The sequence below is a fragment of the Yersinia ruckeri ATCC 29473 genome, assembly GCF_000754815.1.
GTDB classification, from domain to species: Bacteria; Pseudomonadota; Gammaproteobacteria; order Enterobacterales; family Enterobacteriaceae; genus Yersinia; species Yersinia ruckeri.
The window spans coordinates 1,123,362-1,136,922 of sequence record NZ_KN150747.1; the positions used below are offsets into that span (position 1 = coordinate 1,123,362).

The following is a 13,561-nucleotide window of genomic DNA, read 5'->3' on the forward strand; positions in this document are numbered from 1 at the left end:
ATTAACCGGGGAACTGAGCGATAAAACGCTCTGCATCTTCCACCATGGATTTGGTTCCGACGAAGAATGGGGCGCGCTGGTGCAATTTCTCCGGGACGATATCCAGAATACGATTGACACCATCAGTGGCTTTGCCGCCAGCTTGTTCAGCCAGGAACGCCATTGGGTTGCATTCGTACAGCAAGCGCAGTTTACCTTGTGGGTGACTAGCGGTGCTTGGATAAATATAGATGCCGCCTTTCAACAGGTTACGATGGAAATCGGCTACTAGTGAACCAATATAGCGCGAGGTATAAGGGCGCTGTGTAGCATCATCTTGTTCTTGGCAATATTTGATGTATTTTTTCACACCCAGAGGGAATTTGATGTAATTCCCTTCGTTGATGGAGTACATGCAACCGGTTGCTGGATAGCGAACTTTTTCATGGGATAAACAGAAAACACCCAGCGACGGATCGTAAGTAAAGCCGTGTACACCGTAACCGGTAGTGTAGACCAGCATGGTTGATGAACCGTAGACCACATAGCCAGCGGCAACCTGTGCGCTGCCCGGCTGTAGGAAATCTTTTTCTGTGACAGATTCGCCGATTGGAGTAATACGACGATAGATAGAGAAAATAGTACCGACGGAGACATTTACATCAATGTTAGAAGAGCCATCTAATGGGTCCATCAGAACCACATATTTGGCATTCTCAGCTCTCTCGCCTTCGAAAATAACAATGTCATCTTCTTCTTCAGATGCAATGCCAGCAACTTCACCACGCGCTTTAAGTGCCGCTTTCAGTTTTTCATTGGCATACAAATCCAATTTCATCTGAACTTCACCCTGGACATTTTCAGCGCCGCTGGTGCCGAGAATATCGACCAGGCCCGCCTTGTTAATGTCGCGGTGGATAATTTTGGCGCCTAATTTGATAGCTGACAGTAATGCAGTCAATTCGCCAGTGGCGTGAGAGAAGTCTTGCTGTTTCTCGACGATAAATTCGCCTAACGTTTTCATGACACAATCCCTGAATCTACGGTTGAATATCGAATGACTAACAAACAACTTACAATGTGTTCGCAGTGTAGCCCAAAGCTAAGATTGATTCATAGGCAATTCCATTTCTTCTCTCGGATTCTGAGCGGTAGAATAGCGTTAAACTCGACGCAATCAGACGGAAACATTTATGCGCATTCATATTTTAGGTATTTGCGGCACGTTTATGGGGGGGCTGGCGATGCTGGCTCGCTCGTTAGGGCATGAGGTCACCGGGGCCGACGCTAACGTATATCCACCGATGAGTACCTTATTGGAGAGTCAAGGGATCGATTTGATCCAAGGATACGATCCTACCCAACTCGATCCTGTGCCAGATCTGGTGATCATCGGTAATGCGATGACTCGAGGTAATCCCTGTGTAGAAGCGGTACTGGAACGTGGTATTCCCTATGTTTCCGGTCCGCAATGGCTACACGATCATGTACTGCCCGAGCGTTGGGTGGTGGCCGTTGCGGGTACGCATGGTAAAACCACGACGGCGGGCATGGTTACCTGGATACTTGAGGCCTGTGGTTATGAGCCAGGCTTCGTTATTGGCGGCGTGCCGGGTAACTTTGACGTTTCTGCTCGTCTGGGTAATAGCCCATTCTTCGTAATCGAAGCAGATGAATACGATTGTGCTTTCTTTGATAAACGATCCAAATTTGTCCATTACAGCCCTCGTACGCTGATCATGAATAATCTGGAGTTCGATCATGCTGATATCTTTGACGATCTGAAAGCGATCCAGAAACAATTCCATCATTTGGTCCGTCTCGTACCGGGTAAGGGCAAGATTATTCTGCCGGATAACGATAATCACCTGAAACAAGTGATGGCAATGGGGTGTTGGAGTGAGCAGGAATTTGTCGGCGATACGGGGAGTTGGTCGGCGAAAAAAGTTACGGTCGATGCCAGCGCCTATCAGGTATTCCTTGATAATGAACTGGTTGGCGAGGTGAATTGGTCGCTAGTCGGCGAGCATAATATGCATAACGGCTTAATGGCGATTGCCGCCGCTCGTCATGTTGGTGTGCAACCGGCAGATGCTTGCCGTGCGTTGGCTGATTTCATCAATGCCCGCCGCCGCCTTGAATTACGTGGTGAAGCGAATGGAGTGACAGTTTATGACGACTTCGCGCATCATCCAACGGCGATTCTGGCCACGTTAGCAGCTTTGCGCGGCAAAGTAGGTGGAACAGCACGTATTCTGGCAGTGCTGGAACCTCGCTCTAACACCATGAAAATGGGATTGTGCAAAAATGAGCTGGCACCGTCGTTAGGCCGCGCTGATGAGGTCTTTCTGTTCCAGCCGCAGCATATTCCCTGGCAGGTCGCTGAGGTGGCCGATGCCTGTATTCAGCCAGCTTCCTGGAACGCCGATATTGATACATTAGTGGAAATGATCGTCAAAACGGCTCAGCCGGGCGACCATATTTTAGTGATGAGCAACGGCGGTTTCGGCGGTATTCATAATAAGTTGCTGGAAGCATTGGATAAAAAAGCTCAGCAGGAAGTGTTGGACTAGATTAGATAAACAGCCCCCGGCAGCGGGGGCAACAGGGTTCGCTGGATAGGACAGCGAAAGGATTATCTGAAGCATTCCTGCGTTACCGCTGACAGTCATCATGGTGCCGATAGATTACTGCCCCGCGGGAATGGAATCAGCAGTAAATTTCACTATCCGCTTTTTGGCATTGTCGCCGGAATCAAAGTTCCTGATCGAATAACCCCAGAATGGCGTCATGCAACTGTTTAACGCTAAAACCTTTGGCTGGGGTAGTGAAAATAGTGTCATCCCCAGCGATGCTGCCAAGAATACCTTCTGCTTTGCCTAAGGAGTCCAGCAGGCGTGCAATGAGCTGTGCCGCACCTGGACTCGTGTGAATGACCACTATCGCATCGTTATAATCGACGTCCAGAACCAAATTCTTCAATGGGCTGCTGGTTGTTGGCACGCCAAGTTCTGCGGGAAGACAGTAAACCATCTCCATTTTTGCATTGCGGGTTCGAACGGCACCAAACTTGGTCAGCATACGTGAGACTTTGGATTGGTTAATGTTTTCAAACCCTTCCTCTTGCAGTGCCAAAACAATTTCGCCTTGAGAGCTAAATTTTTCCTCTTTCAATAACGCTTTAAACGCCTTGATAAGGTCTTCTTGTTTTGCGGGATTGCGCATTTTTCACCTGAGGAAGTGGATAGTTTGGAAGGTGATTATGCATATAGTTGAATTTTTATTCAACATCACCGCAGGAAAGAAACAATAAAAGCTCTTATATCAAAGCAAATAACAATCACGGGTAAATATATCTTTATCTATTATGCCTAAAATCTTTACTGGGTATTCAAGCGGTAGTAGCGGAAATGTTATTAAAATGATGTTGTTCTGATGTTGTGGAAGGGTGTAATGTAACCGCCGATTAACCTGTTGTGGATGCTGAGGTAATTTTTAGAAGAATGTGCGCTATATCATTAATCGATAAGCGAATTACTCTAAAATAAGCCGACTTTACACCTATTTTTAATGCGTGATATCTCAATCTAACTGTTAATAGATTGTGTTTAAAAACGCAATAAACTAAGGTGCGTAAATAAATGAATTCACGGCAAATTTAAATTAAATATAAAAAAGGAGTATAGGATGAAAGTTGCAGTTCTCGGTGCTGCTGGTGGTATCGGCCAAGCCCTCGCTCTTCTACTCAAGACCCAGCTTCCTTCAGGTTCAGAACTTTCTCTGTATGACATTGCTCCGGTCACTCCGGGTGTTGCTGTCGATCTGAGCCATATCCCTACCGCAGTCAAAATTAAAGGTTTCAGCGGTGAAGACGCTACCCCTGCACTGCATGGTGCTGATGTTGTTCTGATTTCTGCTGGTGTAGCCCGTAAGCCTGGCATGGATCGTTCGGATCTATTTAACGTTAATGCCGGTATCGTGCGTAATCTGGTGGAACAAATTGCCAAAACTTGTCCAAAAGCACTGATTGGTATCATTACCAACCCGGTAAATACCACCGTAGCGATTGCGGCTGAAGTGTTGAAAAAAGCCGGTGTTTACGACAAAAACAAACTGTTCGGTATTACCACTCTCGATACTATTCGCTCAAATACCTTTGTTGCTGAACTTAAAGGTAAATTACCGCAGGATATCGAAGTGCCAGTGATTGGTGGTCACTCGGGCGTGACTATCTTACCTTTGCTGTCACAAATTCCAGGGGTGAGCTTTACCGAGCAAGAAGTTGCCGATCTGACCAAACGTATTCAGAATGCGGGTACTGAAGTGGTTGAAGCCAAAGCGGGTGGCGGCTCTGCAACCCTGTCGATGGGTCAGGCTGCTGCGCGTTTCGGCTTGTCTCTGGTTCGTGCTATGCAAGGCGAAAGTGGTATCGTTGAATGCGCTTATGTGGAAGGCGATGGCAAGTATGCGCGCTTCTTTGCACAACCGATTTTACTGGGCAAAGATGGCGTCGCTGAACGTCAGGATATCGGTAAACTGAGTGCGTTTGAACAAAACGCATTGGAAAGCATGCTTGACGTGCTGCACAAAGATATTGAGTTGGGCGTGAATTTCGTTAACAAATGATGTTGATTGACTAAAAAGTGAAGAGCATCAGTTTTTGATACACCTTTGCTCTCCTGTATTGATGAACCGCCGGTGGTTGCCCACCGGCGGTTTTTTTATGACGGCTCCATAGGTACTGCGCGAATACGGGTTTTTCTATCGAGTAAGGCGCCCGTCTTTATATCAAAATAACGGGAAGGCCAAATTTCTGAAGGATGAATCTCCAGACATTCGGCGATAAGCCATTCACCTTTCGGCCATGGGCGTGTCAGGGCGTTAGCGAGTGTTGATGAGCTGAGACCGGCATTCCGAGAGAGTGCCGCCAGAGTTGTCCCTTTCTTGCGCAATGCTGCAATAACATCGGCAGGGTGCCAATCAGATTTCCTTAAAATCATCTTTAATCCTTTTTTTTACTAAGCTGCTGGCATGTTAGTGGTATAACTAACGGTGTATTGTTAATCATATTACGAACGAAAAGTAATCATTGGGAAACAGGATAACATCAAATTTCTAAATGATTTTCAAATCTTTTCTAAAAAATTCCTTTTTTGCGTGTTACCGCATAGTAGAGAAGAAAGGTTATGAAAAAAGAGTGGTTTGCTGCCAAGGAACTGACAGGTATTGCGGGGTTACCCTCGTCTCCACAAGGAATAAACCTCATGGCCAAACGTGAGGGCTGGAAACAACGTCGCCGCCGAGGAGTTCAGGGTAAAGCAGTTGAATATCATATTGATAGCTTACCGGGAGGTGTACTTAATCTTTTGCGTCTTAAAGAAGATCCTGTGGATTATGTTGTCACTCGGCAGGAGCCGATCGCGGTATGGGTCGAGGCCTACTATCAGTTAACCGAAGCGGAGCGCGAAAAAATGATCAGTTTCATTTTGCGTGAAGGAATTGGTTCGTTAATGACGCGTTTGGCGATTACCTGACTAATGCTACGACGGGTATTCAGATAGCGTTTCGGGTGCCCGACCTGTTGAGTAAAGTAGAGAGTAGACCAATGAAAAAACAGTGGTTTTCAGCCAAGGAATTAACTGGCATTGCGGGGCTTCCCTCCTCGCCACAAGGAATTAATCAGATGGCTCGACGTGAAGACTGGGAGTTGCGCCGTCGGCGCGGAGTTCAGGGAAAAGCGATTGAATATCATATTAATAGCTTACCCTCTCAGGTATTGGAACTGATCAGAATGCGCGAAGAGCCGGCTGAGTATGTCATTGCCAGGCAAGATCCATTGCAAGTCTGGATTGAGGCTTACTACCAGTTAACGGAAGCTGAACGCGAGCTGGTTATTGCGTTCATTTTTCGTGAGGGCGTGGGGAAGTTGCTCGCTCGTCTGGCCAATCGCTAGCCAATCATCGGGAGAATACCCAGTTGCTTCTCAACTTCTGGGCTGTTTCCTAATATTTCTTAAAATTGACGCTGTACAGCGATATGTGCCAACCCTTCCAGTGCCTGTCGATATGGCGTATCAGGTAGAATCTGCAATGCGGCGATGGCCTTATCAGCCTCTTCTTCGGCACGTTGACGGGTATAATCCAGAGAACCGCACTGGCGCATGGCTTCCAGAACCGGTTCCAGTAAATGTCGCCCATTACCTTCTTCGATGGCTTTGCGAATCATTGCCGCTTGCTCAGCAGTGCCGTTGTTCATGGCATGTAGGAGCGGTAGGGTTGGTTTACCTTCATTCAAGTCATCGCCGGTATTTTTGCCCAACGTGCTGCCATCGGCGCTGTAATCCAGTAAATCATCGATCAGTTGGAATGCTGTCCCCAAATAACGACCATAATCCTGAAACGCCATTTCCTGTTCCGGGCTGGCATCGGCAAGGATCGACGAAGACTGAGACGCGGCTTCGAAAAGACGGGCTGTCTTGCTGTAAATGACCCGCATGTAGCTGTCTTCGGTGATATCCGGATTATTGCAATTCATCAGTTGCATGACTTCGCCTTCTGCGATGACGTTGGTCGCTTCCGACATCAATTGCAGAACACGCAGCGATTCCAAACTGGTCATCATCTGAAATGAACGTGTATAAATAAAGTCACCGACCAGCACGCTGGCCGCATTGCCGAAGGCTGCATTAGCCGTGGCTTTGCCGCGTCGCATATCGGATTCGTCAACGACGTCATCGTGCAGTAATGTTGCCGTGTGAATAAACTCGATCAATGCAGCGATCTTGATGTGCTTATTGCCTTGGTAGTCCAGCGCCCGAGCTGCCAGCACGGCGATCATGGGGCGAATTCGTTTTCCGCCGCCACTGATAATGTAATATCCCAACTGATTGATGAGCGTTACATCGGAATTCAACTGGTCGAGAATGGTTGCGTTCACGGCCGCCATATCCTGCGCGGTTAACTCGATAATCTGTTCTAGGTTCATTGTTTTATTCAGCTGTTTTTCTCTATGACTACGATGACATCGCGGCTAACATTATTACATGGCGTACCCTGAGGCCATGATTGTACTTGAAAAATGCGTTAAATAAATGACATGTAAGTAACTGTGCTTTTTTTCTTCATTTGCAGCTATTCTGCGCTTGTCATCCGTTCCGTTTTTGCGTAGAATTCGCGCCCTAATATGAATATTTATAGTGCGCTCTGGACTACTTAAGTAGGGTGCACGGAAAGCGGAGTTTTATATGTACGCGGTTTTCCAAAGTGGTGGTAAACAACACCGAGTAAGCGAAGGTCAAACCGTTCGCTTGGAAAAGCTGGACATCGCAACTGGTGAAACAATTGAGTTTGACCAAGTTCTGATGATCGCTAACGGTGAAGAAATCAATATCGGCGCTCCTTTAGTCAATGGCGGTCTGGTCAAAGCTGAAGTAGTTGCTCACGGTCGTGGCGACAAAATCAAGATCGTTAAGTTCCGCCGTCGTAAGCATTACCGTAAGCAGCAAGGTCACCGTCAGTGGTTCACTGATGTTAAAATCACCGGTATCAGCGCTTAAGTTTTAGGAGAGCGGACAAATGGCACATAAAAAGGCTGGTGGCTCGACTCGTAACGGTCGTGACTCCGAAAGTAAACGTCTGGGCGTTAAGCGTTTTGGCGGCGAAGCAGTATTGGCTGGTAGCATCATCGTTCGTCAACGTGGTACTAAATTCCACGCTGGCATCAATGTGGGTTGCGGCAAAGATCACACTCTGTTTGCTTTGGCTGACGGTAAAGTCAAGTTCGAAGTTAAAGGCCCGAAAAACCGTAAATTTATCAGCATCGAAGCTGAATAAGTTTTTCGCGTCCTGCTAATAGATGTAAGCCCTGCAATTTTGTTGCGGGGCTTTTTACATTTCTGGGTTGACCTCACCTGAGCGAAGTAATGAATACGAAACAGCAGGCTGGTTTGGGCATTCTTCTGGCGTTAACGACTGCCGTATTCTGGGGGGTTTTGCCAATAGCGATGAAGCAAGTACTTGAAGTGATGGATCCTTTTACCATCGTCTGGTACCGCTTTACTCTCGCGTCTTTGGGGCTGGGGTTTATTCTGGCGTCAAGGCGGCAACTGCCTTCTCTTACTCTGTTCCGTCAACCTAAATGGTTATTACTGTTAGTCGTTGCCACTTGCGGTTTGCTGGGGAATTTTCTCTTTTTCAGTTCATCGTTACAATATCTTAGTCCGACAGCATCTCAGGTTATTGGGCAGTTATCACCGGTTGGGATGATGCTTGCCAGTGTGCTGATTTTAAAAGAGCGCATGCGAATTACTCAGGTTATCGGTGCGATGATGCTGATTTGTGGTTTGCTACTCTTTTTTAACACCAGCCTGCTGGAAATTTTTACCAGACTAACGGATTACACCCTTGGCGTAGCATTAGGTGTTTGTGCCGCTATGATCTGGGTGAGCTACGGTGTATCTCAGAAAGTGCTATTAAGACGTATGGCATCGCAACAGATTCTCGTCTTGTTGTACACTTTATGTGCACTCGCTCTGTTTCCACTGGCTAAACCCGGCGTTATTTTTCAACTGAGTGGATGGCAATTGGCGTGCCTGCTGTTCTGTGGTGTTAACACTTTGGTGGGATATGGCGCGCTGGCTGAGGCCATGGCGCGTTGGCAGGCGGCACAGGTAAGCGCGTTAATCACGCTTACCCCATTATTTACCCTGTTTTTTTCAAATTTATTAGCACTGGCATGGCCAGATATGTTTGCCGCACCTCCCCTTAATGCTGTGGGATATGTCGGGGCGTTTGTGGTGGTGGCAGGTGCAATGTTTTCCGCGATTGGTCATCGATGGTGGCCACGGCGGACAGAAACAAATCGGGTTGCTCCGTTGAAGCAGCTCGGTGAATGATTTACGGAGAGAGAAATGAAGTTTGTAGATGAAGCTGCGATTTTGGTTGTGGCCGGCGACGGTGGTAACGGTTGTGTAAGCTTCCGTCGTGAAAAATATATTCCTAATGGTGGCCCGGATGGCGGCGACGGTGGCGATGGTGGCGATATCTATCTGCTGGCCGACGAAAACCTGAATACTCTAATCGATTACCGCTTTGTAAAATCTTTCCGCGCCGAACGCGGTCAGAATGGTCAGAGCCGTGATTGTACCGGTAAACGCGGCAAAGATATCACCATTAAGGTTCCTGTCGGTACGCGCGTACTGGATCAGGATACCGGCGAAGTTATTGGTGATATGACGCGTCATCAGCAGCGCCTGATGGTAGCTAAAGGCGGATTCCACGGCTTGGGTAACGCTCGTTTCAAGTCCTCGGTTAACCGCGCACCGCGCCAGAAAACGATGGGAACGGAAGGTGAAACTCGTGAGCTGATGTTAGAGCTGTTGCTGCTGGCTGACGTGGGTATGTTAGGCTTGCCAAACGCGGGTAAATCGACCTTTATCCGCGCTGTTTCTGCTGCTAAACCTAAGGTTGCCGATTATCCGTTTACCACTCTGATCCCAAGTCTGGGCGTGGTACGTATGGATTATGAGCAAAGCTTTGTAGTTGCAGATATTCCTGGTTTGATCGAAGGGGCTTCCGAAGGCGCAGGTCTGGGGATTCGCTTCCTGAAACATTTGGAACGTTGCCGAGTGTTATTGCATCTGATCGACATCGCGCCGGTTGATGAATCTAATCCGATTGAAAATGCTAAAGTCATTATCAATGAGCTACAGCAATATAGCGCAAACCTGGCTGAGAAGCCTCGCTGGCTGGTATTCAATAAGGTTGACCTGATAGACCAGGCTGAAGCTGAAGAACGCGCCAAGGCCGTTGTAGATGCTCTGGGTTGGGAAGGTAAGTACTACATGATTTCAGCCGCTAACCGCGAAGGCGTTAATGCGCTGTGCTGGGACGTCATGAACTTCCTCAATACCCAACCAAAAGCGATGGCGATAGCAGAAACTGCGCCAGAGAAAGTTGAGTTCATGTGGGACGATTACCATCGTGAACAACTGGCTGAAGTGGAAGAAGAAGCGAAAGACGAATGGGATGATGATTGGAATGAAGAAGATGACGATGGCGTCGAATTCATTTACGAGCGTTAATCTCAATGGGTTATAAGCTGAAAAACCTCGATCCTGCGATCTCTGTTGGGGAAGACCGGTAGAAGAGTCAAGCGTCCGCGCCAGGGATGGCGCGGAACGAGCCGACAAGGACGTATTCACGGCGTCTTGACGATCTGCCGGTTTTCACCGCAGCGAGCACTTTGTCATTAACCCCAAAAAGGCTGCCTATGGCAGCTTTTTTTGTTATTTTTTTATGCTTATTGCCGATTCGGCAACCAGCATTGAGCATGCAGCCCCTGACGATCGCCACGATTCACCAGTGATAATTTACCTTGATGCAGTTGAATAATTCGCAACACGATATTTAAGCCAAGCCCACTGCCACCATAACGCTGATCCATGCGGCGAAATGCCTGGGTTAACTCACTGATTTGGTGCTCTTTGATTCCCGGCCCTTCATCTAACACCTGCAACAGCACACCGTTTTCTTCAGTGGTGAGTTGAACAGTAATGGTACTGCCAACAGGACTGTATCTATGGGCGTTCTCGACAAGATTACGTAGCATTAAGCGAATTAACGCAGACTCCCCCTGAACTTGTGTATGTTCGGGTAGAATCCATTGAAGATGCTGCTTACGTTGATCTGTCAACTCGGTTAATTCTCCCTGTAGAGGGAGCACTACGTCACTTATCCAATCCAGGTTCTGATATTGTCCGCTGGCAAAGTTTTGCCCAGCGCGAGACAACATCAGCAACTGTTCAATCGTATGCATCAGTGAATCAAGGCGGTTGATTAGTACCTGACTTTCCTCAACGCCGTTTTTCTCCATCAGTTCTAAATGAAGACGAATACCAGCCAACGGCGTACGCAATTCATGTGCCGCGTCTGCTGTGAAGCGTCTTTCTTGCTGAATGGTGTTGGATAGCCGTGAAAATAGCTGGTTTAGCGTGCCAGTAACGGCCACGATCTCCTGCATATCACTATTGATCTCAAGGGGAGTCAGATTATCCGCTGAACGTTCTGACAGTTTTTGCTGCAATTGATCTAATGGCCGAATAATCCAGCTGATTGCCCAAAATGAGGCCAACAGCGTAATACCCATCATCACCAAAGAAGGGGCGAGCAGAGAGGCGATGGCCTCGGCGATTTCGGTATCAACTTTCTCGTTTCTGACTTTAGCGGTGAGCGTTTCGTCCAGTAGAAATTTAATTTGCTCCTGGCTTTCATGCCATAGCCATAACGCACTGATAAGTTGAGTGATCAACAGAATTAATGCCAGCATCAGGATCAAGCGGCGACGCATACTGATCATGATAAAGACTCCAGCCGATAGCCAATCCCTCGCACTGTGCGAATACGCTCTTTACCCAGTTTTCGGCGCAGATTATGAACATGCACCTCGAGTGTATTGGAGCCAAGATCATCCTGCCAAGTATAAAGGTCCTGCTGGAGCAGTTCGCGATTGACTGTATGGCCAGCGCGCATAATCAGGCGCGACAGGATGGCGAATTCTTTCGGGGTGATTTCCAAAGGCTGTTGTCGCAGATAAACCTGCTGGGTTGAGAGATTGAGGCTTAAATCATCCTGCTGGAGGAAATTATCGCTCTGACCCTGATAACGGCGAATTAGCGCTCGCACACGAGCCAACAATTCGGCCAGTGCGAAAGGTTTAATCAAATAGTCATCAGCTCCAGCATCCAAGCCATCTACCCGGTCTTCCAGCGCGTCGCGGGCGGTCAGTATCAGCACTGGCAGGCTGATACTCTGGCGACGCCACTGGCGTAGCAGCGTCGCTCCATCTTGATCAGGCAAGCCGAGATCAAGAATAACCATGCTGTACTGACTGGTGATTATCAGACTATTTGCCTCTGCTGCGGTTCCAGCACAATCGCAGGCATAGCCTTCACGAGTCAGTGCCAAAGCGACCCCTTTTTGCAGTAAATCATCATCTTCAACAATCAGTAATTTCATGATTCTCAGTTATTTTGATAAATATCTTTATAGAGGCGACTTTCAAAACGCACCAGCGGTGCACGGCGATTCTTCTGGTCTTCCGGTGGTACGGCATAGCCAGACAGGAACTGCACGAAAGCCATACGCTGACCACTGGCCGTGGTGATAAAACCGGCCAGATTGTAAACGCCTTGCAGAGCACCGGTTTTAGCCGACACTTTGCCATCGACACCCGCTTCATGTAAGCCGCCGCGATAGCGTAGAGTACCGTCATAACCCGATAGCGGTAACATGGAGATAAAGTTGAGTTCCTGATCGTGTTGAGCAATATATTGCAGCGCCTGCATCATGGTGGCCGGTGCAATCAAATTATGGCGCGATAAACCGGAGCCATCCACCACGATGCTGTTACCGAGATCAACACCGGCCTTTTGGCGTAAAACTTGCCTCACTGCATCGGCTCCGGCACGCCAAGTGCCCGGAACGCCAAAACGTTGATGACCGATAGTGCGAAAAACGGTATCGGCGATCATATTGTCGGATTTTTTCAGCATGATTTTTAACAGGTCATGCAATGGTGCCGATTGTGCCTGTGCCAACACGCTGCCCGCTGCACTTGGGGTCGTTTGGCGTCGCAGGTTCCCCTCAATCTGAATATCGGCTTTCTTCAGCTCGTCTTTGAGAATGGCTCCGGCGTAGCTGGCACCATTCTGCACGGCAAAAGCTAGCGGCAAAGGCTCGCTACGTTGGGTCAGGCAGCCTGTGAGGGTAAAACGGTTGAGTTCACCGGGTACCACGTCCAGCTCGCAATATTGTGCATCTGGGGAACCTTTCGCCAAGGTGCGGACTTCGCTAAACATGTGTACTGGATAATAAGAGGCGACACGGATAAATGCCATATCTCCAGGATTAGGTGCACTGTACAGCGATACCGAGAAGCAGTTGCGATCCACAATAGCCGCAGCAGGAGGAGCACTGAAGCACTGAGTCATATCATTCCACGGCCAACCCGGTGCTTTATCATGGCTGGCAAATACCGACGTATCAATAATCAAGTCCCCGGTAACCTGACGTAGACCGGATTTTTTCAGGTTTGCTACCATATTACGCAGTTGTTGGCGGGTGAGCGTTGGATCGCCACCAAAACGAGCCACTAAATTACCGCGCAGTACACCGTCAGTAATCGGAGCATGGCTTTCCAGGGTGGTAACAAAACGGAAGTCAGGACCAAGTTGTAAAAGCGCGGCCAGCGCTGTGAGCACTTTTTGTGTACTGGCAGGCAGCGCCATTTGCTGGGCGTGATAGTCTATCGCTGGACTGGTTGCGCCGATCTTTTGTACCACTAAAGCGAGATTTGCTCCATCGGGTAGATATTGAGTGTAATCTTCCACCTGCGCCGCATGGGCATTAAATACGCTGATACTGATCGCAAAAACGCAGGCCAATTTACTGACAATTCGTGAAAAATGCATAATTTCGGTATAACTGCTGGGTAACGTACAGCCATACTACGGTGCAACGAGGGCGAAAGTAAACGATGACCCTAAAGGAACTCTACGTTAAAATGTTTATCAAAATGCAAAATT

At 48.1% G+C, this 13,561-nt stretch carries 15 protein-coding genes; 8 read left to right on the plus strand and 7 right to left on the minus strand.

Going from position 1 to position 13,561, the window contains the following annotated elements:
• Position 1: 1 nt before the first annotated feature.
• A complete protein-coding gene (gene fbp / locus DJ39_RS04985) occupies positions 2 to 1,003 on the minus strand; it encodes a class 1 fructose-bisphosphatase (RefSeq protein WP_004723015.1) in 1,002 nt (333 codons plus the stop codon).
• Between the two features lie 169 nt (positions 1,004 to 1,172).
• On the opposite strand from fbp, the gene mpl reads away from it, so the two are divergent.
• Positions 1,173 to 2,552: a UDP-N-acetylmuramate:L-alanyl-gamma-D-glutamyl-meso-diaminopimelate ligase gene (gene mpl, locus DJ39_RS04990; RefSeq protein WP_004723012.1), complete on the plus strand. Its 1,380-nt coding sequence runs from the start codon at positions 1,173 to 1,175 to the stop codon at positions 2,550 to 2,552.
• A gap of 181 nt (positions 2,553 to 2,733) precedes the next feature.
• Here mpl and argR read toward each other — a convergent pair whose 3' ends face one another.
• Positions 2,734 to 3,204: a transcriptional regulator ArgR gene (gene argR, locus DJ39_RS04995; RefSeq protein ID WP_004723011.1), complete on the minus strand. Its 471-nt coding sequence runs from the start codon at positions 3,202 to 3,204 to the stop codon at positions 2,734 to 2,736.
• A 462-nt stretch (positions 3,205 to 3,666) separates the two neighbouring features.
• Here argR and mdh point away from each other — a divergent pair, with 462 nt between their 5' ends.
• On the plus strand, positions 3,667 to 4,605 hold the full coding sequence (mdh, locus tag DJ39_RS05000) for a malate dehydrogenase (RefSeq protein WP_004723009.1): 939 nt from the start codon (positions 3,667 to 3,669) through the stop codon (positions 4,603 to 4,605).
• 95 nt (positions 4,606 to 4,700) lie between these two features.
• On the opposite strand, the gene DJ39_RS05005 is transcribed toward mdh, so the two are convergent.
• Positions 4,701 to 4,979, minus strand: coding sequence for a helix-turn-helix domain-containing protein (locus DJ39_RS05005; protein WP_004723007.1), 279 nt, complete (start codon positions 4,977 to 4,979; stop codon positions 4,701 to 4,703).
• 186 nt (positions 4,980 to 5,165) lie between these two features.
• Between DJ39_RS05005 and DJ39_RS05010 the strand changes: the two genes are divergently transcribed.
• Both DJ39_RS05010 and DJ39_RS05015 read left to right on the plus strand, forming a co-directional pair.
• Positions 5,166 to 5,513, plus strand: coding sequence for a DNA-binding protein (locus DJ39_RS05010; RefSeq protein WP_004723005.1), 348 nt, complete (start codon positions 5,166 to 5,168; stop codon positions 5,511 to 5,513).
• 71 nt (positions 5,514 to 5,584) lie between these two features.
• A complete protein-coding gene (locus DJ39_RS05015) occupies positions 5,585 to 5,932 on the plus strand; it encodes a DNA-binding protein (RefSeq protein WP_004723002.1) in 348 nt (115 codons plus the stop codon).
• Positions 5,933 to 5,991: 59 nt separating this feature from the next.
• On the opposite strand, the gene ispB is transcribed toward DJ39_RS05015, so the two are convergent.
• On the minus strand, positions 5,992 to 6,963 hold the full coding sequence (gene ispB, locus DJ39_RS05020; protein ID WP_004723000.1) for an octaprenyl diphosphate synthase: 972 nt from the start codon (positions 6,961 to 6,963) through the stop codon (positions 5,992 to 5,994).
• 259 nt (positions 6,964 to 7,222) lie between these two features.
• On the opposite strand from ispB, the gene rplU reads away from it, so the two are divergent.
• The 4 genes from rplU to cgtA all read left to right on the plus strand — a co-directional run bounded on the left by rplU (position 7,223) and on the right by cgtA (position 10,060).
• Positions 7,223 to 7,534, plus strand: coding sequence for a 50S ribosomal protein L21 (rplU, locus tag DJ39_RS05025; protein WP_004722998.1), 312 nt, complete (start codon positions 7,223 to 7,225; stop codon positions 7,532 to 7,534).
• Positions 7,535 to 7,553: 19 nt separating this feature from the next.
• Positions 7,554 to 7,811 (plus strand): 50S ribosomal protein L27, encoded by a 258-nt coding sequence (gene rpmA, locus DJ39_RS05030; RefSeq protein WP_002210179.1) that lies wholly within the window; start codon positions 7,554 to 7,556, stop codon positions 7,809 to 7,811.
• An 89-nt stretch (positions 7,812 to 7,900) separates the two neighbouring features.
• Positions 7,901 to 8,872: a DMT family transporter gene (locus DJ39_RS05035; RefSeq protein ID WP_004722996.1), complete on the plus strand. Its 972-nt coding sequence runs from the start codon at positions 7,901 to 7,903 to the stop codon at positions 8,870 to 8,872.
• Positions 8,873 to 8,887: 15 nt separating this feature from the next.
• Positions 8,888 to 10,060, plus strand: a complete 1,173-nt coding sequence (gene cgtA, locus DJ39_RS05040) for an Obg family GTPase CgtA (RefSeq protein ID WP_004722994.1) — start codon at positions 8,888 to 8,890, stop codon at positions 10,058 to 10,060.
• A gap of 218 nt (positions 10,061 to 10,278) precedes the next feature.
• Here the strand turns inward: cgtA and pmrB are convergent, their stop codons facing one another.
• Genes pmrB through dacB form a run of 3 tightly spaced genes read right to left on the minus strand, consistent with a single transcriptional unit; the run spans position 10,279 to position 13,447 of the window.
• Positions 10,279 to 11,334: a two-component system sensor histidine kinase PmrB gene (gene pmrB / locus DJ39_RS05045; RefSeq protein ID WP_038251201.1), complete on the minus strand. Its 1,056-nt coding sequence runs from the start codon at positions 11,332 to 11,334 to the stop codon at positions 10,279 to 10,281.
• Positions 11,331 to 11,993 (minus strand): two-component system response regulator PmrA, encoded by a 663-nt coding sequence (pmrA, locus tag DJ39_RS05050; protein ID WP_004720375.1) that lies wholly within the window; start codon positions 11,991 to 11,993, stop codon positions 11,331 to 11,333. Before pmrA ends, pmrB begins: the two co-directional genes overlap by 4 nt.
• Before the next feature lie 5 nt (positions 11,994 to 11,998).
• Positions 11,999 to 13,447 (minus strand): serine-type D-Ala-D-Ala carboxypeptidase, encoded by a 1,449-nt coding sequence (dacB, locus tag DJ39_RS05055; protein ID WP_004720377.1) that lies wholly within the window; start codon positions 13,445 to 13,447, stop codon positions 11,999 to 12,001.
• Between the last annotated feature and the right edge of the window lie 114 nt (positions 13,448 to 13,561).